Consider the following 19,509-nt stretch of genomic DNA (forward strand, 5'->3'; position numbering starts at 1 on the left):
ATTCGNGGACGGGACGTCGATGTTCGCGCACGGCTACACCTTCGGCGGGCACCCGGTCTCCGCGGCGGTGGCGCTGGCGAACCTGGACATCTTCGAACGCGAGGGCCTCAACGCGCACGTCGCGGAGCAGGCGCCGGCGTTCAGAGCCACCCTCGACAAACTGTTGGATCTGCCGATGGTCGGGGACGTGCGCGGGGAGGGCTTCTTCTACGGCATCGAACTGGTCAAGGACAAGACCACCAAGGAGTCGTTCAGCGACGAGGAGGCCGAGCGGATCCTGCACGGGTTCCTCTCCACCGCCCTGTTCGACGCCGGTCTGTACTGCCGGGCCGACGACCGCGGCGACCCGGTCATCCAACTGGCACCCCCGTTGATCTGCGGGCAGGCCGAATTCGACGAGATCGAAAGCATCCTGCGCAGCGTCCTCACCGAAGCCTGGACCCTGCTGTAACGCAACGGGTCCCGCGCCGAAAAGCGGCACCTCGACAACGGCGTCGAGGTGCCGCCTTCGTGTTTCCGGTGCGCCGCGCGCGCATCGCCCCTTCTCACGAGAACGGCAGAATCATGACTTCCCACTCCTCGCTGTCCGCGAATGGCGGTGCCGGACCGAACGGCCCCGATCGCGGCCAGAGTGCGCATCCCCTGAACCGCGGATTGGGCGTCGGCGCCATCGTCTTCATGGTGGTGGCCGCTGCCGCGCCGCTCGCCGTGGTCGCCGCCCAGGTGCCCATCGTCATCGCGTTCGGCGGCAGCATCGGTGCGCCGCTGTTCTTCCTGATCGCCGCCGTCATCCTCACACTGTTCGCGGTGGGGTACACGCTGATGAGCAGGCACGTCCGCAATGCGGGGGCGTTCTACTCGTACGTGCAGGCCGGGCTCGGGCGGGTGAACGGGCTGGGTGCCGCGTTGCTGGCGCTCGTGTCGTATTCGATGCTCCTCATCGCCGTCTACTCCTATCAGGGTGTGGCGGCGAGCAACGCCGCCGCGCAGTACCTCCATGTCGACGTCCCCTGGTGGGTGTTCTCGTTCGCGGCCTTCGGGATCGTCTCCGTGCTCGGGTACCGCGACATCGAACTCAGTTCCAAGGTCCTCGGGGTACTCCTGATCGCGGAGGCGCTCATCGTGGTCGTGCTTGATGTCGCCATCCTGGTCAAGGGCGGCGCCGCAGGACTGACCGCCGCGCCCGTGCTGCCGACCACGGTGTTCGACGGCTCGCCCGGACTAGGTCTGATGTTCGCGTTCTTCGCCTTCTTCGGGTTCGAGGCCACGGCCGTGTTCCGAAACGAGGCGCGCGACCCCGACCGCACCATTCCGCGGGCAACGTATGTCGCGGTGGTGTCGATCGGTGCGTTCTACGCGCTGTCCGCGTGGGCGGTGGTCGTCGGTGCCGGTGTGTCCGATGCGGTGGACACGGCGTCGGACGATCCCGTGAACATGGTGTTCGCCCTCGCCACCCGGTACGCGGGGACGGTCGTGCACGACGTCATGCAACTCCTCGTGGTGACCAGCGTCTTCGCGTGCGTCCTGTCGTTCCACAACGTCATCACGCGATACCAGTTCACCCTCGGCTCGATGGGAGTGCTGCCGTCGACGCTCGGCCGGGTCAGCGTGAAGTACGGGGCGCCGTCGCGCTCGTCGATCGTCCTGACCGCGATCTCCGGAGTGCTGCTCGCGGTGGTGGCGGTCAGCGGTATCGACCCGATCACTCAGGCGTACACGTGGCTGTCCGGTGCGGCGACGCTCGGGATCGTCCTGCTCATGGCGCTCACCAACTTGGCGGTCATTGTGTTCTTCCGCATGCACGATCTCGACAAGCGCCGGTGGCACACGGTCGTGGCACCGTCGCTCGCGATCCTCGGTCTGCTCGCGGTGGTCGCTCTCGTCGTGGCCAACTTCGAACTCCTCATCGGAGATCGGCTGGGCGCGTTGATCATCGGAGGGCTGGTCATCGCTGCGTACGGCGTCGGTGTGGTCGTCGCCCTGAGGATGCGACGGTCCCGCCCTGCTGTCTACGCGGCGCTGCGGGACGGTGAACCGCAGAGCGGCGACTGACGCTGCGCAATGCGCAGCAGGAGCGTCGGAGTTCGACGCAAAGTTTTAATATTTCTGGGGTTGTGTGGCGGTTTGCGCGCTGTTAATGTGGTCTTCAACACGCAAAGCGTTGAATCAATCCGCATTGGATGCCGAAATGCGCAGCATCGAGTCACACCCGCCGCCGAAGCGGCGCAATCAGAGGAGCGTGTCTTGACGATTCAGGACTTTCCCACCGCAGACTGGCCGGGCAGCAAGGCCGCCGCAGTGTCGTTGACCTTCGACGTCGACGCGGAGGCCGGCTGGCTCGGGGAGGGCGACGAGTACGCGCGCCGTCTGACCATCCTGTCCGAGGGCCGCTACGGCGTCACGCGCGGAGTGCCGCGCATCCTCGACCTGCTCGGCCGCTACGACATTCCGGCCACGTTCTTCGTCCCCGGACACACCGCGCAGCACCATCCCGCGATGGTGGAGAGCCTGCTGGACGCGGGCCACGAGATCGGCCACCACGGACACCTGCACCTGCGCAGCGACAAGGTGAGCGAGCAGCAGCAGATCGACGAGATCGACAGGGGCCTCGAAGCTCTCGAGCGGCTCGGCGTCCCGCGGCCGCGGGGATACCGCTCCACGTCCTGGGAACTCACCCCCGAGACGTTCGGACTGCTCGTCGAACGCGGATTCCTCTACGACTCCAGTTGCATGGGCGACGACCGCCCGTACGTCGAGTCGTGGGACGGCCTCGAGATCCTCGAACTACCCGTCCACTGGTCGCTCGACGACTGGCCGCGCTTCGGCTGGAACATCGACGGGGGTGGAAACGTCGCCGACCCCGAAGAGCTGCGTCGTTGCTGGACAGCCGAATTCGAGTCGGCCCGCGCCGAACGCAGGCACACGAGTTTCACCATGCATCCCGAGGTCATCGGACGCCCCTACCGGCTCGCCCAGTTCGAGCAGGTGGTGGCGCACATGGCCGAATCCGGCGACGTGTGGTTCGCCCGCCTCGACGAGGTCGCCGAACTGGTGGCGCCGCGGCTGCGGGTGGCGTCGTGACGCGCCGGTTCCGGTCCGCGCAGACCCGGCCGTGGGATCGAGGATATGAGTTCGGCAGCGTCCACGCGGAACAGATCGGTGAATCCGTGGCCGCGTACCAGCGGTTGTTCGACCGCGCCGCCGGCGAGGCCGTCGACCTCGATCACTGGGGGACCCTCGCCCTCGAGCGGATCACGGCAGCCGCACCCGTGCTCGCCGACGAGATCGCCGGCATCGCGGAGGGCGCCGGTCTGCCGGTGACCGGGGTTGCGGCGATCAATGCGCGTACCGAAGTGCTTGCGGCAGTGGGCTCGACCACGCCGAGCGAGTGCTCGACGGTCGTCCGGCTCCGGGGCGGGGCGGCACCGGTTTCCGTGCAGGCATGGGACTGGTTCGCCGAACTCGCCGACCTGTGGCTGGTCTGGGAGATTCCGCACGACAACGGTCACCTGACCACCACCGTCACCGAATACGGCATCGTCGGCAAGATCGGCGTCAACGACCGCGGCCTCGGCGTGCACTTCAACATCCTCCACCACACCGGGGACGGGAACGGGATCGGCGTCCCGGTGCACGTGCTCGCCCGCGCCGTGCTCGACGAGTCGCGCGATCTCAACCACGCGCTCGTCCGGCTCGCCCAGGCGGAGGTGTCCGCATCGACGTCGCTGACGCTCGTCGCGAGCACCGGCGGTGAATCCGCTGCCGTGAGCGTCGAACTCAACCCCGGCGGAATCGGGTACGCCCTGCCGGACCCCGACGGCCTCCTCGTCCACACCAACCATTTCCTCAGCAGTCCGGCGAACCTGCACGACAGGGAACTCCGGGACGGACCGGACACCGTGATCCGGTTCGACATGCTCCGCCGTCGACTGGCCGGCAGGCCGGACGTCGACGCACCCGCGGTTGTCGAGGCGATGACGTCGCACCTGCTCGGCGGCGGAGCGACGTGCTGTCACGTCGATCCGGCGCTGCCGGCGTCGGCACGCTTCGAAACCCTCGCCACCGTCTCGCTCGACGTCGAGAACGGAACCCTGACCGCCCATTCCGGTGGGCCCTGCACCATTCCCGCCGATTTCGCGGCACCGACCAAGGAGAACACCGTGCTGAAACTGAAGCGCATCGACAACATGGACATCCTCACACGCGATGTCGACGCCCTGGTGGAGTTCTACCACGGCGTCCTCGGGCTCCCCTTCCACCTTCCGTACGAGAAGGACGAGGAGTGGGCGGCGATCGACATGGGCAACGTCACGCTGTACATCTTCAAATCCGAAGTGGGCGAACATGCGCCGCGCCGCACCGCGGTCAACCCCGACAACGCGCCCGGCTACGACTCGATCGCGTTCGAGGTCGACAGCCTCGACGAGGCCGAGGCCGCGCTCGACGGGCAGGTCGAATGGGTCGACGAACGGATCCAGTGGAAGCACCCCAGCGGCACCTGGTACCAGTACCGCCCGTTCTTCGACCCCGACGGCAACATGCTGTACGTCACCGAGCCGCACATCGTGGGATCGAAAGCATGAGTCTCACAGCGATTCCCGGTGTCCGGCTGGACGACCGCGTCGCACTGGTCACCGGCGCGGCCCGGGGGATGGGTGCTGCACACGCGCGGACCCTCGCGGCCCGCGGCGCCGACCTGATCGTCGCCGACCTCGACGCCGCGGAACTGTCGGCGGTCGCCAAGGAGATCCGCGACAGCACCGGCCGCCGCGTCGAATGCCTCGAACTGGACGTCACCGCACCGGACGCCGGTGAGCGGGTCGTCGCCGTCGCGAACGACAACTTCGGTCGCCTCGACATCCTGGTCCACAACGCCGGCATCATGCACGACTGGAAGACTCTCGGCGACACACCCGTCGAGAACCTGCGGCCCTACCTGGACGTCAACGTCCTCGGGCCGTACGCCGTCACCCGGGCCGCCGCGCCGCTCCTCGCCCGCAGCGAGGCGCCCCGCGTCATCTTCATCTCCTCGCAGTGGGGGCAGGTGCCGGACGGGCACTCCTACGGCTACATGGTGTCCAAGACCGCGCAACTCGGGCTGATGAAGGCACTTGCCTCCGAACTCGTCTCGCAGAAGATCCTCGTCAACGCCGTCGCCCCGGGCGCGATCCACACCCGGATGGTCCCCGACGACGTCTACGCCGAAGAACTCGCCGCCGTCCCCCTCGGCCGTCTCGGCGACGCCCACGAAATCGCCGCGGCCGTCGCCTTCCTCGTTTCCGACGGAGCCGCCTTCATCACCGGTCAGACCCTCGCGGTCAACGGTGGAGCGCTCGTCGTCGGCGCCTGAACTCCCCGAAAGGACCCTCGTGACCACCTCGATCCCCACCCCGACCAAACGTGAACTGGCCGAAGCGTCGATGCGCCGCTCCTGGTTCCCCGTCGCGCGCCTCTGCGACCTCGACAAGCCCCAGACGGCCACACTTCTCGGCGTCAACCTGGTGATCTACCGCGACGGCGAGGGGCGGATCTCGGTGCAGTCCCGGCGCTGCCCGCACCGCGGCGGCGACCTGTCCATGGGCGAAGTGCGCCGGAATTCGATCGGCTGCCCCTACCACGGCTGGGAGTTCTCGAGCACCGACGGCAGCTGCAGCCGCATCCCGTCCCTGGCGGATCAGGGCAAGATCCCGCCGCGCGCCTCGATCACCACCTACCCCGCGGTCGAACGGTTCGGCCACGTCTGGACGGTGCTCGAGGACCCGATCCGCGACATGTACGAGATCGAGGAGTGGCAGGGCCTCGACCTCGAATGGCTTGCCGCCGAACCCATCGACTCGTCCGTGGGCGTCGGGGTGACGATCGAGAACTTCCGCGACGTCGCACATTTTCCGTTCGTCCACAAGGTGTCGATGGGCCCGACCCCGGAGGTCGTCGAACCGCTGAACGTCAACCGGGACGGCCTCGACGTCTGGATGGACCGGCCCCTCGACGCCGGCTCCGGCGACTGGGCCAACGACGGAAACTGCATGATGCGGTACCGCTGCTCCGCACCGGGTCTCGCGTCCATCACGTATCACTACGAGAAGCTGGGACGCCGCGTCGTCGCCGGGTTCCCCTCGCCGATCGACTACGAGCACGTCAAGATCTTCTGGGGCGTCGCCAACGAGGTGGGCTACCGTGGCGCGGACCTCGAGGAATGCCTGCGCGTCGAGGAGATGGTGTACCTCGAGGACATCCCGATCGTCGAATTCATCGAACCCCGAGAGATCCCCTGGGATTCGGAGTTCCAGGAATTCTCCGTGCCCGCCGATCTGTTCACCCTCAACTACCGGCGCTCGTTCACCGAACTGATGAACCGCGTCAAGGACGGCAGTCATGTCAACGAGTTCGTCTGATCCGCACACCCTTCGGTTGCGTGTGGTCGTAGCCCGCCGGGAGGCCGAGTCGATCACCTCCTACGAGTTCGCCCACCCGGACGGTGCCGCGCTGCCCGCTTGGGAACCGGGCGCCCACGTCGACGTGCACCTGCCGTCGGGCACGATCCGGCAGTACTCGCTGTGCGGCGACCCGGCGGACGAGTCCCGCTACCGCATCGCCGTCCTCGAACTGCCCGCAGGCCGGGGCGGTTCGGTGGAGGTCCATCGCGAGCTGCGTCCGGGCCGACTCGTCGAGATCGGCAGGCCACGCTCCAACTTCGCGCTGGCAGAAGCGGAACGGTACGTCTTCGTCGCCGGCGGCATCGGCATCACCCCGATGCTGCCGATGATCCGCGAAGTGCAGCGGCGCGGTCGCACCTGGGAACTGGTGTACGGCGCCCGCACCGCCGAGCACTTCGCATTCGTGAGCGAATTGGACCCGTCCGCGGTGCGGTTGGTGCCGCAGGACACGCACGGTCACCTCGATCTGGAGTCCGTCGTGGCGTCCTCGTCGGGGGCGGCGGTCTACTGCTGCGGGCCGACACCCCTCATGGACGCGCTGGTGGAACGGATGTCGCAGGCGGGTCGCGCCGGTGACCTCCACCTCGAACGGTTCGCGGCGGCGGCCCCCGTGGTCGAGTCGAGCGGAGAATTCGAGGTCGAACTCGCCCGCAGCGAGAAAGTCGTCCCGGTGCGGCCCGACCAAACGGTGCTCGAGGCCGTCCGCGACGCCGGAATCGACCACCCGTCGTCCTGCGAGATGGGCATCTGCGGGTCCTGCGAGGTGAAGGTCCTCGGCGGCGACGTCGACCACCGCGACGACCTCCTCACCGAAAGCGAACGCGCGCAGTGCAACAGCATGATGATCTGCGTGTCCCGGGCGAGGGGACACCGCCTGGTCCTGGACCTGTGAGTACTTGTTAACCGCCCGACGTTAATAAGTACTCACGGGTGCGAAGCGCACCACCACACCGGGGCGGAGCAGGGCAGGGGGAGTGCGCCCGGCATCCCAGATCGTCTCGTCGGTGGTCCCGATGAGCTGCCACCCGCCGGGCGAACTGCGGGGATAGATTCCTGTGAACTCCCCACCGAGCGCCACGGTCCCGGCGGGGACGGAGGTCCGCGGCGTCGAGCGGCGCGGCACGTGCAATTCGGGTGCACCGCCGGTGAGGTATCCGAAACCGGGGGCGAAGCCGCAGAACGCCACCGTCCACGGTGTTCCGGTGTGTGCGGCGACGACGCCGTCGACACCGAGCCCGGTCAGTTCGGCCACGTCCTCGAGGTCGGGCCCGTCGTAGCGCACGGCGATCCGGACCTCCTCCGGGGCGTCCTCGGCGACCGCCGCCGCCGGTTCCGTTCTCCGCACCCACTTGGCGACGCGGTCGCGACTCGTCGCGCCGTGGTCGAACCGCACCAGGATGGTGCGCGCCGCCGGTATCACCTCCCGGACACCGGGCGGCCGGGAGTCGTCGAGAGCACGGAAGTGCGCGAGCACGGTGCCCTGATCCTCGAACTCGGCAAGGATCGCGCTTTCTCCGACGTCGAGGATGCGCATCACACGAACGGCTCCACCGTGACGCCCTCGGCGTCGAGCAACAACCGGATGGCGGTGGCCATCTCGACCGCGGCGGGCGTATCGCCGTGCACGCAGACGGATTCGGCGGTGACCGCGAGGACGGTGCCGTCGACCGCTTCGAGGGTGTGATCGACGACGAGTCTGCGGACCCGCTCGGCCACGACCGCCGGATCGTGCAGGACCGCGCCGTCCGTCCCGCGAGGGACCAGCGTTCCCTCGGGCGTGTACGCGCGGTCCGCGAACGCCTCGGTGACCGTCCGCAGTCCGGCCTTCTCGGCCTCCTCCAGGAACACCGAACCGGGCAGACCGAGAACCGGAAGCGTGTCGTCGTACGCGGTCACCGCCGCGACCACCGCGCGGGCCTGCTCGCGGTGATGCACGATCGCGTTGTACAGCGCGCCGTGCGGTTTCACGTACGCCACCGCGGACCCGGAGACCTGGGCGAGACCGTCGAGGGCGCCGATCTGGTAGACGACGTCGGCCGTCAGATCGCGCGGTGCGACGTCGATGAACCGGCGTCCGAACCCGGCGAGGTCGTGGTAGCCCACCTGCGCGCCGATCCGGACCGTCAACTCGGACGCCGCGGAACAACACGCCCACAGTGTCGCGGGATCACCCGCGTGGAAACCGCAGGCCACGTTGGCGCTGGTCACGAGGTTCAGCATCGCGACGTCGTCGCCGAGGGTCCAAGCACCGTAGCTCTCGCCGAGGTCGCTGTTCAGATCGATTGCCGGCACATATTCGATATTAGGGTTCCGAGGGCCGTCTTGTAGATTCTCTCGCGGGGGCGGGCGGAACCGGTGAGGGTCCTGCTGCGTCAGAACAATTGACCGTGTGTGGCGGACCGCGCCATCGGAGGGGGAAACGTGACCGACCCGGCATACATCAAGGATCCCGAGAACTTCCACTCGGACCAGTGGGACCACGCGAGGATTGCGAGCGCCGTCGCCGGCATGAACGTCGAGCACGTGAGCGGCATCGCGCGAGCCTGGACCGAACTCGGGACGACGGCCCACGACGCGATCGTCGAGTTCAGCGACGCGATCAAGAAGACGATCAGCGAGAGCTGGCAGGGGGCTGCCGCGTCGGCGGCCTACATCGAGACCGAGCGGTACTCGACGTCCGCGCCGCAGGCGCAGGATCAGCTTCACGGCGTGGCGGCGGCGCTGACCCCGTTGGCGGAGACGGTCGCGTCGCTGCGGTCGCAGGTTCCCGAAACCATCGGCACCGGACTGTGGGACAAGCTGACGCCCTGGGACACGGACACCGAGGACGAGTACTACCGGCGCGAGGGCGAAGCGCGCGAGAAGATGGCCACGATCTACAACCCGGGGCTCGCGACTTCGGACGGCAACGTCCCGTCGTTCACGAGACCGGAGAGCATCGTCGATGTTCCTTCGGGTCCGTCCGCTCCGGGCGTCGACTACTCGAGCGGCGCCCCCAGCTCGAGCGATCGGTTCGGGGGACCCAGCGTCGGCCAGCCGAGTTCCGGTGCCGCACCCGACAGCGATGCATCCGCTGTGCCCGGTACTCCCGCAGCGGACGACACACCGCAGAATGCGGACTCCGCGCCTTCGTCGGCCACCGCGCCTTCGTCGGCCACCGTGCCGGCGTCGGCCACCGCGCCGGCGGCGACTACCCCGGCCTCGGTGACGGGTGATCAGGCAGCGCAGAGCCGATCGGCCGTGCCGCCGGGTGGCGATTCGTCCTCGGGTGCCGGCTCACGAGCCCCGGGTGCGGGTGCGGGTGGAGGTGCCGGAGCAGGCGGACTCGGCGTCGGCGGGCTGGGCAGCGCGAGCGGCGTCGGCGCCGGAAGTCGGGTGGGGGCAGGCGCCCGGCCGGGCTCAACACCCGGGATCGCGGGTGCTGCAACCGGTGGTCGCACCGGCGCCGGGATGCGGGGCACCGGCCCGGGCGGCGGAATGATGGGCGGCGCCCCGGGGGCTGCCAAGGGCGGCGGCGAGGACAAGGAACACAAGACCCCCGACTACCTGATCACCCTCGACAACGGCAACGAGCTGATCGGCAAACTGCCCCTCGTTTCGCCGCCGGTGATCGGCGCATGAGCATGCGCAATTGGCGGCTGCGTCCCGAACTGTTCGACGCGCTGTGGGCCGGCGCCGGGCAGGACCGCATCCCGTACCCGTTCCGGATCGTGAGCGCACATCCCGGACTCAACGCCTATGTGGCGGAACAGAGCCGGATACGAGAAGCGTTCGCGGGAGCCGAGCACGACGACGTGAAGTCGGCGTTGGGCGTGCTCGCCGAGCCCGAGGTGTATGTCGAGATCTCCGGCTCCACTGCCGACGAGACACCGATCCGCATCATCGGTGCCCAGCGCCGGCAGTGGGTCGTGATTGCGTCACAACTACCCGGCCGGACACCACGGATCGGCGGCGACGTGGTGATCGGCGCCGGGCAGGCCGGAAAACTGGGCGCGCAACTGATCGGCCTCATCCCGCAGAACGCCGCCGGCAGGCGCCGATTCCAGCGACGGAACGAAGAGGACATCCACTTCTCGCAGGGGATTCTGCAGGAGGTCAACCGGGCGGCTCCCGTCCCGCGACTCGAATCCGCGGTGCAGAAGGGATACGTCGGCCGCGGCAAGATCCGAGTCTTCCGAGGCCCCCGCTACGGCACGGGCCGCGACGTCGGCGTCATGCAGTGGATCGACATTGCCGGCGACGGCCGCTACGTGATCGGCCCACACGATCCCGCCGCCGCGCACCCGGCAGGTCCCGACCAGCTCGTATCCTCGCTCGACACCCTGATCAGGGTGGGTACGACGCCTCGGGCAGGCTCGGTCGGTGCCCGCGGTTGGTAGATTGCCACGCCGGAGATTGCACAGGTGGGGACAGAGGGAGGGGACAGAACCATGGCGGGACCAGAAGCACCGGAAGCCGGTTGGAAGGCTTTCACCGAAACGGTCGTCGGGGGCGGCCGGCTCGAACTCGATCCGGCAGGGTTAGAGCAGTGCATCAAGCTGTGTCAGGACCATGCGGATCACATGGGTGATCTCGCCCGCCGCGCAAATGAGGAGCTACGCGCCACCGATCTCGGGATCGGAGAGAAGGACATTGCGTCTGCAGCCGAGCTTGCGCGAAAGTTCGACGAGAAGGCGATCAGCGGTAAGGACATCGAATTCGGCAACACTGCGCGTGGGCTCTTCACGGCTCATCAAACGTACGCGCGAGATATGAAATCGATGTTCGAGGCTGTGCTTGCCCGATACCAGGAGCAGGATGAGCAGATCGCAGGAACCCTGAGCGCCGCGGGAACCGAACTGTGAACGGCAAGCGAGCCGCAGCGACTGCAATGTCGGCACTGGTCCTGGTGGGATTCGCTACTTCCTGCGAGCAATCCTCCGACGGCGAAGCAACAGTCGACCCCGCTCCGGCTATCGGTTACCACCCATGCGACGACCTGCCCAACGAGGCGATCAAGGAGGCGCGGATAGACGCACGCCCTCCTAGTCGCTCGGATCACGAGTCGACTTCGAATTTTGCTTGCATGTTCACGTCGCACGATCCCTATTACGGGATCACGATCGCTGCTCGCGGCGACACCATCGAGGACATTCGGCGAGATGACCGCTTTGAGGTCGTCAACGAAACCGAGATCGGCGGGCGCCGCGCTGTAGTGGGGCTTTTCCTCGGTGGATCGTGCAGTGTCGCGGTCGACATCGCGCCGGGAGTCCTCGACTTCGACATTCTCTACAGCGAGGGAAGCCCGGAATTCACCACGGCGAACGCGGCGTGCGATCAAGCGACGAAGGTGGCGACGGCGTTGGCGCCGTATTTCCCCGACCACCTGTAGAGGAGTTGTACTGAGCCTCCACTCTTCGGGGTTCGAGGGCCGGTTCGGCCCTAGGTTCGCGGAAAGTGGCGGCTCAGTGCGAGTGGGGGCGATGCGTCCGGCGTTCTTGCGTCGTCAGGAGCCCGGTCGGTGCCCGCGGTTGGTAGATTGCCACGCGCCGGCGATTGCACAGGTGGGGACACAGGGAGGGGACACGAACATGGCGGGGCCAGAAGCACCGGAAGCGGGTTGGAGAGCTTTCACCGAGAACGTCGTCGGGGGCGGCCGGCTCGAACTCGACCCGGCAGGGTTAGCGCAGTGCATCAAGCTGTGTCAGGACCATGCGGATCGCATGAAGCTTCTCGGAGGCCGAGCACGCCGAGAACTTCGCGCTGCGGACCTCGGACTCGGGGAAAAAGACATCGAGTCGGCCAAGCAACTTGCGCGAAAGTTTGATGAAAAGGCGATCGGCGGAGATGACATCGAGTTCGCAAACACTGCGGTGGGCTTGTTTCTGGCGCACGAGACCTACGCGTCGGATATGAAGTCGATGTTCGAGGCTGTCTTGGCGAGCTATGGAGAGCAGGACGCTGCAACCGCCGCGCGATTGGGATCCGTTGGGGTGCAACTATGACGCGTTTCGCGGTCCGCGCGACGATGGGGAGCTTGAGTCTCCTGTCGGTTGTCGGGGTCGTCGCATGCTCTCAGCCGGTCGACGGGGAGCCTGCTGGAGAGCCTGCGGTCGAGATCGCCTACCAGCCATGCGATGCCTTCTCGCCGGAAGCGCTCGCCGCGGCGAGGATCGATGCGGCACCGCCTGACCGGATGCCGGATCGAGATGACCCTCCAAATCATGCATGCGGGTTCTTGTCCCGAGATCCCTCGTACGTGGTCGTGGCTTCGGCCATCGGCGCACCTTTCAGTGGTATCGCGAGCGACGACCGCTTCAACGTCCTGAGGGAGACCGAGATCGGTGGGCGGAGTGCGCTGGTGTCGGATTTTCGCGGTGGTAGTGCGTGCACGGTGTCGGTGGCGATCGAGCCGGGGATTTTGGAGTTCATGGTCGGGTACAGCGAGTTGGAGGATTTCACGACTGTGGATGCGGCGTGTGATCAGGCCACGAAGGTGGCGACGGCGCTAGCGCCGTATTTCCCCGACCACCTGTAGGCGGCTTGCATCGATCCGGCTCAGTGCGTGTGTGCGTGGGTGTGGGCGATGCGTCCGGCGTTCTTGCGTCGTGAGGACCCGCTGAGCCGGCAGGCGAGGTAGATGACGAACGAGATCGTGGTGACGAAGCTGGACACGGGCACGCCGGGTGCGAGGGACAGCAGGATGCCGCCGACGGCGGCGAGTTCGGCGAATACGATCGACAGGATGGTCGCCTTGAGGGGGCTGGCAGTGACGTAGGCGGCGGCTGCGGCGGGGGTGATGAGCAGTGCCATGACCAGCAGTGCGCCGACGATCTGGACGCCGAGGGCGGCGGTGATGCCGACGAGGACGGCGAACACGATCGACAGGGCGCGCACGGGGACGCCGCGGGCTTCGGCGACGTCGGGGTCGGTGCTCGAGAACAGGAGGGGACGGTAGATCAGGCCGAGGACTCCGATGACGAGCACGGCGCAGAGGAGTAGCAACTGCAGGCCGCTGTCGCCGGGTGCGACGATTTGGCCGATCAGCAGCGAGAAACTGGTGCCGGTGCGCCCTTGGTACGACCAGATGAACAGCACGGACAGTCCGAGCCCGAATGCCATGATCACGCCGATCACGGAGTCACGGTCGCGGGCCTTGGCGCCGAGCAGCCCGAAGAGGACGGCCGCGACCACGGAACCGGCGATGGCGCCTGCCCCGACGCTGACGCCGATGAGCAGGGCAGCGGATGCGCCGGTCAGGGACAGCTCGCTCGTGCCGTGCACCGCGAACGACATCTGCCTGCTCACGATCAGCGGCCCGATGGCTCCGGCGAGGAGTCCGAGGATGGCGCCCGCGATCAGGGCCTGCTGCACGAAGTCGTATTGCAGCAGGTCGACGGTGGCGGAGACGTCGAACATGCGTGACATGGCGTCGGTGAACTTGTTGCTCATGCGTGTCCCTCGTCCGTGTGGTGCACACCCTCGCCGGGGCGGAGGCCGCCCGCGCTGCCGAGTGCGTCGATGGCGTCGCCGGTGCCGATCACGACGAGGCGACCGCGTACGTGCAGCACCTCGACGTCGGTGCGGTACAGCTCGGACAGCACCTCCGACGTCATGACCTCTTCCGGTTTGCCGATGCGGAACTGGCCGTCGACGAGATAGAGCACGCGGTCGACGAGGGGGAGGATCGGGTTGATCTCGTGGGTGACGAAGAGGACCGCGGTGTCGTGGGTGCGGCGGCGCCGGTCGATGAGGCCGGACACGAGGTTCTGGTTGGCCAGGTCGAGGCTGAGCAGCGGTTCGTCGCACAGCAGCATCCGTGGGTTGCCGACGAGGGCTTGCGCGATCCGCAGTCGCTGCTGCTCACCGCCGGACATGGAACCGATCGGCGCGTCCGCGTAGTGCTGGGCGCCGACTTCGGCGATCGCCGCGTCGACGATGGCCCGGCGCCGGCCTCGCCGGAGGAGGCCGGTTCCCCACTGGTGGCCGTCGACGCCGAGCCCGACGAGGTCGCGGCCGCGGAGCGGTAACCCGTCGTCGAGCGACTTCTGCTGGGGGATGTACCCGACGTGCGAATTGCCCTTCCGCGCCGGGGTTCCGGCGATGCGCGCGGTGCCGGAGCTGAGTGCGAGCTGGCCGAGCAGCACCTTGAGCAGCGATGTCTTGCCCGACCCGTTGGGTCCGAGGACGGCGACGAATTCGCCGGGTTCCACGGTGAGGTCGAGGTCCTGCCAGAGTGTGCGTTCACCGAAGGACAGTCGCGCCCCCGTCAATTCCAGTGCGGGGACGCGACCGTTGCCGGCGTTCTTCGAAGTGGGTTCTGTCACAAGCCGATCAGTTCTATTGCAGAGCCGCGGCAAGCGACTCGGCGGTGTTGGTCTGCCACTGAATGTAGTCCAGGCCTTCGGGCAGGGTTTCGGTCACCTCGACGACGGGGATGCCCGCCGACTCGGCCGTGGCGCGCACGTCCTGGGTGACCCGGTCCTGTGTCTGCACGTTGTAGACGAGGGCCTGCACCTGCTTGCCGGTGAGCAGTTGCCGGGTCGCGGCGATGGCGGCGGGTGCGGGGTCGTTGCCGTTTTCGATGGCGCTCGTGAAGTCGGGCGGGGTGACGTCCTTCAGGCCCGCGGACTGGAGCAGGTAGTAGGCGATCGGTTCGGTCTGCGCGACGGGCGCGTCCTTGTGCGCTGCGGCGATGCCGGCGGTGATCGCCGAGATCTGCTCGAGCTGGCCGTGGAAGGTGGCGGCGTTGGCCTTGTAGGCGTCGGCGTTGCCGGGGTCGAGTTGGCCGAGCTTGTCGGCGATGGACTGGGCGGTGGCGTCGACGGTGTCGACGTCGAACCAGACGTGTTCGTTGACGTCGCCGTGGGCGTGACCCTCATGCGAGTCACCGCCGTCTGAGTCACCGCCGTCCTCGCCCGCATGCGCGCCGCCCTCGAGGAGGTCGAACGCGTTGACCGTGAGCTGGTCGCTGTTGCCGGTGCCGATGATGTCGTCGACGAAGTGGTCGTACCCGCCGCCGTTGTAGACGATCAGCGACGCGTCGGTGAGCTTGGCGGCGTCGGTGGGGCTCGCCTCGAAGGAGTGCGGGTCGGATGACGGTTCGGTGATGATCGAGGTGACGTCCACCTTGTCGCCGGCGACGGCCTGGGCGACGCTGCCCCAGACGTTCGTCGACGCGACGACGGTCAGGGTGCCGTCGCCGGTCGTGTCGGAGCCGCACGCGGTGAGGGTGAGGGCCGCGGCGAACGACAGCCCGACGGCCGCCGTGGCGGCACGAAAACCGGAGGAAGCGCGCACAGAGAACTCCTGACAGAACGAAGCGCTAAACGCTATTGGAAACCGTTACCGTTGCACTTTAGCGGATCGGTCCTGGTAGTGCACTTTCGGTGCAGCCCCGACGAGCCCGAACCCGCGCCAGGTACTAACGTCCCCCTATGCCCAGGTCTCGACAGCCACGTCGCCAAGCCACGCTGGCGTCGCTCGCGGCCGAGCTCAATATTTCGCGAACGACGGTGTCCAACGCATACAACCGGCCGGATCAACTCTCTGCCGAACTCCGCGACCGGGTGCTGCAGGCGGCGAAGCGCCGCGGCTACCCGGGCCCCGACCCGGTGGCCCGGTCCTTGCGCACCCGCAAGGCCGGCGCCGTGGGACTGCTGCTCACCGAGGCCCTCAGCTACTCCTTCCGCGACCCCGCCGCGATGAGCTTCCTGTCCGGCCTGGCCGAGTCGTGCGAGTCCGCCGGGCAGGGTCTGCTCCTGATCCCGGCGGGCCCGGGCCGGGAGGAGGCGGACGCCGCGGCGGTCGTGCAGCAGGCGGGTGTCGACGGGTTCGTCGTGTACTCGGTGGCGGACGACGACCCGTACCTGGCGGCGGTGTACGAGCGGCACCTGCCGATGGTCGTGTGCGATCAGCCGCGGGAGATCCCGGGGGCCTCGCTCGTGGGCATCGACGACCGCGGCGCCATGCGTGGTCTCGCCGACTACCTGATCGGCCTCGGCCACCGGGACATCGGCGTGCTGAGCATGAGGCTGGGGCGCGACCGCTCGGACGGGGTCGCCGGCGCGGAGCGTTTGCGGTCGCCGAATTTCCACGTCCAGCGTGAACGCATCGAGGGCGTGCGCGATGCCATGTCCGACGCCGGCCTGGACCCCGCGACGCTCACCGTGATCGAGCGGTTCGAGCACACCGGGAAGTCGGGGCACGCCGGTGCGGCACAGGCGCTCGGCGTCAATCCCCGGATCACCGCGCTTGTGTGCACCACTGACGTCCTCGCTCTCGGCGCCCTGGACTGGGCGCGCTGGCAGGGCATCGACGTGCCCGGCCAGCTGTCGGTCACCGGATTCGACGGCGTCGACGAAGCGCTGCGCGAGGGCCTGACCACGGTCCGGCAACCCCAGGAGGAGAAGGGGCGCAGGGCAGGCGCTCTGCTCATGTCGCCGTCGCACTCCGGGGTCGCGACCGTCGAGATGCTCGAGACGGAACTCCTCCGCGGTTCGACGGCCGGGCCCGCAAGACGCTGACCCGGCCTCCGGCTCAGGCGAGGAGCTGGGCGCAGCGCAGCAGGCCCAGGTGGCTGTACGCCTGGGGGTGGTTGCCCAGCGACCGCTCGGCGACGGGGTCGTACTCCTCGCTGAGCAGCCCGGTCGGTCCGGCGGCGTCGACCAGTTGCGCGAACAACGCCTCCGCCTGCGACCGCTGACCGACCAGCAGGTACGCCTCCACCAGCCAGGCCGCGCAGAGGTGGAACCCGCCCTCGGTGCCGGGCAGGCCGTCGTCGTGGTGGTACCGGTACACGGTGGACCCGCTGCGCAGTTCCGCCTCGGTGGCGGTGACGGTGGCCGCGAACTTCTCGTCCGACGGGTCGATCAGCCCGGACAGTCCGATGAACAGGGTGGCAGCGTCGAGGTCGGTGCCGTCGTAGGCGGCGGTGAACGAGCGGACCTCGTCCTTCCAGCCCTTCTCGCGCACCTCCTCCGCGATCTTGTCGCGCAGCGATGTCCAGCCGGGTTCGACGTCGCGGCCGAAGTGTTCGGCGAGCGCCACCGCACGGTCGACGGTGACCCAGCCCATCACCTTGGAGTACACGTGGTGGCGCGGGTTGTCGCGGATCTCCCAGATGCCGTGGTCGGGTTCGAACCAGCGCCGTTCGACGGCTTCGACCATGGCGCAGACCAGTTCCCAGTCGCGGTCGTTGAGCGCCACCTCGACGCCCTGCTGCTCGCGGGCGTGGGAGAGGTCGTGGATGAGTTCGACGATGGGTCCGAACACGTCGAGTTGCACCTGCTGGTTGGCCGCGTTGCCGATGCGGACGGGACGCGAGCCCGCATATCCGGGCAGCGAGTCGATGACGGCCTCGGGCGGCAGACCGCCACCGTGCAGCGTGTAGAGGGGGTGCAGGCGTTCGGGGCCGGGCAGCGTCTCGAGGACGTCGTGCACCCAGTCCAGGTAGCCCTCGGCCTCACTGAGCGAACCGAGACTGACGAGCGCGGACGCGGTGAGCGCCGCGTCGCGCAGCCAGCAGTACCGGTAGTCCCAGTTGCGGACGCCGCCGATCTCCTCGGGCAGCGACGTGGTGGCGGCCGCCATGATCGCGCCGGAATCGACGTGCACCAGGCCGCGGAGGGTGAGCGCGGAACGCTTCATCAGGTCGGGTTTCAGCGTGGGCAGGGTGAGGCTCTTCGCCCAGTCCGACCAGTACGCTTCGGCCTGCGCGCGGCGTTCCGCCTCCGGGGTCTCGGAAGGCCCGAGGTCCTCGGTGCCGCAACGTAACTCCAGGACGACGTCGCCCCCGGACGGATCGACGACGGCATGCGCGGTCTGCTGGTTGCCGTCGGAGGTGACGTTCCACTGCACGCCGGGGGAGCGCAGCACGATCGGCTCGTTGGTGCCGTGCACCCGCAGTCCCTCGCTGACCGCCTCGAGGATGACCTGGCCCTGGCCGAACTCGGGCCGCGGTGCGAACGTCACGACGGCGGCGGCCCGCCCGCTGATCACCCGGGTCAGGTCGGTGCGGCCCAGACGGACGTCGTGCGGCAGATAGTCGGTGACGGACAGGCTGGCCCACCGGGTCTGCACGGTCATCGTGCTGTCGATGTACCGCTGGCTCAGCGGCAGGGCGCTGCGGTGCGGGCCGACGCTGAAGTGGCCGGCTTCCGGCCCGCCGAGCAGGTGGGCGAACACGGACGCCGAGTCGGGTTCGGGGTGACACAACCACGTGAGGGTCGCGTCGGGGGTGACCAGGGCGACGGTCCGCGGGCTGGCGAGCATGGTGAGGCGTTCGATCGGCGGCGCGTGCGCCCCGGACAGCCAGGTGCGGCGCTCCTCGAGCAGGAACGCGAGGGCGGCGGCGACGTCTTCGGTGCTCGACACCCGGAATTCGGCGAGGCTCTCGCCCGGGCCGACCTTCACGCCGAGGTCGGGGCCCTGGAGACGCGCGAACGCCTTCTCGTCGGTGACGTCGTCGCCGACGAACACGGCCGCGGTCGCGCCGTCCTGGTGGCGGATCAGGTCGAGGGCATGGCCCTTGTCGGTGGCGACGACGGCCAGTTCGATGACGGACTTGCCCTCGGTGACCTGCACGCCCACCCGCTGTCCGGCGTCGCCGCGCACCGCGGCCAGGGCCTGGGCGCCTTCCTCGGCGTCGGCGTTGCGGACGTGCAGCGCGACGCTCGCCGGCTTCGCCTCCACCGACGTGCCGGTGTGCAGGGCGGAGATCCGCCTGAGTTCCTCGGTGATCTCGCCGAGAAGCTTCTTGGCGTCGGCGTCGATCGCATGGATGAACCCGATGTCGAATTCCGAGCCGTGGCTGCCGACGAGTTGAACCTCGGCGGGCAACCGCGACAGCGCGGCGAGGTCTTTGAGCGCCCGGCCCGAGATCACCGCCGCCGTGGTGCCGGCGAGGCTGGCCAGGGCGCGGAGAGCGCGCACCGATTCGGCGTGGGGAAACGCCTTTTCGGGATCGGAGACGATGGGAGCCATCGTGCCGTCGTAATCGGACGCGACGAGCAGACGAGGGGTCCGCGCGACCCGGGAGAGGGCACGACGAAGTTCGATGGGCAGATCATGGGCGCTCACACGTTCAAATCTA

At 68.3% G+C, this 19,509-nt stretch carries 20 protein-coding genes; 14 read left to right on the forward strand and 6 right to left on the reverse strand.

Annotation, left to right across the window (positions count from 1 at the left end):
* From CA951_RS25050 to CA951_RS25080, 7 genes are all read left to right on the forward strand, one after another.
* On the forward strand, positions 1–451 hold a 451-nt coding region (locus CA951_RS25050; RefSeq protein ID WP_143543094.1), incomplete at its 5' end, for an aminotransferase class III-fold pyridoxal phosphate-dependent enzyme.
* 113 nt (positions 452–564) lie between these two features.
* Positions 565–2,052: an APC family permease gene (locus tag CA951_RS25055; RefSeq protein WP_218780515.1), complete on the forward strand. Its 1,488-nt coding sequence runs from the start codon at positions 565–567 to the stop codon at positions 2,050–2,052.
* A gap of 192 nt (positions 2,053–2,244) precedes the next feature.
* Complete coding sequence (locus CA951_RS25060) at positions 2,245–3,081, forward strand: polysaccharide deacetylase (RefSeq protein ID WP_087559412.1); 837 nt, start codon at positions 2,245–2,247, stop codon at positions 3,079–3,081.
* The gene (locus CA951_RS25065) at positions 3,078–4,583 is read left to right on the forward strand and encodes a C45 family autoproteolytic acyltransferase/hydolase (protein ID WP_087559413.1); all 1,506 of its coding nucleotides are present in this window, start codon (positions 3,078–3,080) and stop codon (positions 4,581–4,583) included. Before CA951_RS25060 ends, CA951_RS25065 begins: the two co-directional genes overlap by 4 nt.
* Positions 4,580–5,350: an SDR family NAD(P)-dependent oxidoreductase gene (locus tag CA951_RS25070; RefSeq protein ID WP_087559414.1), complete on the forward strand. Its 771-nt coding sequence runs from the start codon at positions 4,580–4,582 to the stop codon at positions 5,348–5,350. Before CA951_RS25065 ends, CA951_RS25070 begins: the two co-directional genes overlap by 4 nt.
* A 19-nt stretch (positions 5,351–5,369) precedes the next feature.
* Entirely contained in the window at positions 5,370–6,395 is a 1,026-nt protein-coding gene (locus CA951_RS25075; protein WP_087559415.1) for an aromatic ring-hydroxylating dioxygenase subunit alpha, read from the forward strand.
* Complete coding sequence (locus CA951_RS25080) at positions 6,376–7,329, forward strand: PDR/VanB family oxidoreductase (protein ID WP_087559416.1); 954 nt, start codon at positions 6,376–6,378, stop codon at positions 7,327–7,329. Before CA951_RS25075 ends, CA951_RS25080 begins: the two co-directional genes overlap by 20 nt.
* Positions 7,330–7,350: 21 nt before the next feature.
* Here CA951_RS25080 and CA951_RS25085 read toward each other — a convergent pair whose 3' ends face one another.
* Together CA951_RS25085 and CA951_RS25090 are read right to left on the reverse strand one after the other, a co-directional pair.
* On the reverse strand, positions 7,351–7,971 hold the full coding sequence (locus CA951_RS25085; RefSeq protein WP_087559417.1) for an allophanate hydrolase subunit 1: 621 nt from the start codon (positions 7,969–7,971) through the stop codon (positions 7,351–7,353).
* The gene (locus CA951_RS25090) at positions 7,971–8,729 is read right to left on the reverse strand and encodes a LamB/YcsF family protein (RefSeq protein WP_087559418.1); all 759 of its coding nucleotides are present in this window, start codon (positions 8,727–8,729) and stop codon (positions 7,971–7,973) included. Before CA951_RS25090 ends, CA951_RS25085 begins: the two co-directional genes overlap by 1 nt.
* A 129-nt stretch (positions 8,730–8,858) precedes the next feature.
* Here CA951_RS25090 and CA951_RS25095 point away from each other — a divergent pair, with 129 nt between their 5' ends.
* The 6 genes from CA951_RS25095 to CA951_RS25120 all read left to right on the forward strand — a co-directional run bounded on the left by CA951_RS25095 (position 8,859) and on the right by CA951_RS25120 (position 12,954).
* Entirely contained in the window at positions 8,859–10,058 is a 1,200-nt protein-coding gene (locus CA951_RS25095) for a hypothetical protein (RefSeq protein ID WP_087559419.1), read from the forward strand.
* Positions 10,055–10,816 carry an ESX secretion-associated protein EspG gene (locus CA951_RS25100; RefSeq protein ID WP_087559420.1) on the forward strand — a complete coding sequence of 254 codons (762 nt, stop codon included), beginning with the start codon at positions 10,055–10,057 and terminating at the stop codon, positions 10,814–10,816. The genes CA951_RS25095 and CA951_RS25100 overlap by 4 nt, the downstream gene beginning before the upstream one ends.
* Positions 10,817–10,867: 51 nt before the next feature.
* Positions 10,868–11,281 (forward strand): hypothetical protein, encoded by a 414-nt coding sequence (locus CA951_RS25105; RefSeq protein WP_087559603.1) that lies wholly within the window; start codon positions 10,868–10,870, stop codon positions 11,279–11,281.
* 26 nt (positions 11,282–11,307) lie between these two features.
* On the forward strand, positions 11,308–11,808 hold the full coding sequence (locus CA951_RS25110; RefSeq protein ID WP_087559421.1) for a DUF3558 domain-containing protein: 501 nt from the start codon (positions 11,308–11,310) through the stop codon (positions 11,806–11,808).
* 199 nt (positions 11,809–12,007) lie between these two features.
* The gene (locus CA951_RS25115) at positions 12,008–12,421 is read left to right on the forward strand and encodes a hypothetical protein (RefSeq protein WP_087559604.1); all 414 of its coding nucleotides are present in this window, start codon (positions 12,008–12,010) and stop codon (positions 12,419–12,421) included.
* Positions 12,418–12,954 (forward strand): DUF3558 family protein, encoded by a 537-nt coding sequence (locus tag CA951_RS25120; protein WP_087559422.1) that lies wholly within the window; start codon positions 12,418–12,420, stop codon positions 12,952–12,954. The genes CA951_RS25115 and CA951_RS25120 overlap by 4 nt, the downstream gene beginning before the upstream one ends.
* Before the next feature lie 20 nt (positions 12,955–12,974).
* Here the strand turns inward: CA951_RS25120 and CA951_RS25125 are convergent, their stop codons facing one another.
* The 3 genes from CA951_RS25125 to CA951_RS25135 are packed head-to-tail and all read right to left on the reverse strand — an operon-like array spanning position 12,975 to position 15,716.
* Positions 12,975–13,868, reverse strand: coding sequence for a metal ABC transporter permease (locus tag CA951_RS25125; protein ID WP_072939481.1), 894 nt, complete (start codon positions 13,866–13,868; stop codon positions 12,975–12,977).
* Positions 13,865–14,743, reverse strand: a complete 879-nt coding sequence (locus CA951_RS25130) for a metal ABC transporter ATP-binding protein (RefSeq protein WP_087559423.1) — start codon at positions 14,741–14,743, stop codon at positions 13,865–13,867. Before CA951_RS25130 ends, CA951_RS25125 begins: the two co-directional genes overlap by 4 nt.
* 13 nt (positions 14,744–14,756) lie before the next feature.
* On the reverse strand, positions 14,757–15,716 hold the full coding sequence (locus tag CA951_RS25135) for a metal ABC transporter solute-binding protein, Zn/Mn family (protein WP_087559424.1): 960 nt from the start codon (positions 15,714–15,716) through the stop codon (positions 14,757–14,759).
* A gap of 137 nt (positions 15,717–15,853) precedes the next feature.
* On the opposite strand from CA951_RS25135, the gene CA951_RS25140 reads away from it, so the two are divergent.
* A complete protein-coding gene (locus tag CA951_RS25140) occupies positions 15,854–16,942 on the forward strand; it encodes a substrate-binding domain-containing protein (protein ID WP_087559425.1) in 1,089 nt (362 codons plus the stop codon).
* A 13-nt stretch (positions 16,943–16,955) separates the two neighbouring features.
* Here CA951_RS25140 and otsB read toward each other — a convergent pair whose 3' ends face one another.
* Positions 16,956–19,496: a trehalose-phosphatase gene (gene otsB / locus CA951_RS25145; protein ID WP_087559426.1), complete on the reverse strand. Its 2,541-nt coding sequence runs from the start codon at positions 19,494–19,496 to the stop codon at positions 16,956–16,958.
* Between the last annotated feature and the right edge of the window lie 13 nt (positions 19,497–19,509).

It is taken from the genome of Rhodococcus sp. NCIMB 12038 (assembly GCF_002165735.1).
Lineage (GTDB): Bacteria > Actinomycetota > Actinomycetes > Mycobacteriales > Mycobacteriaceae > Rhodococcus_F.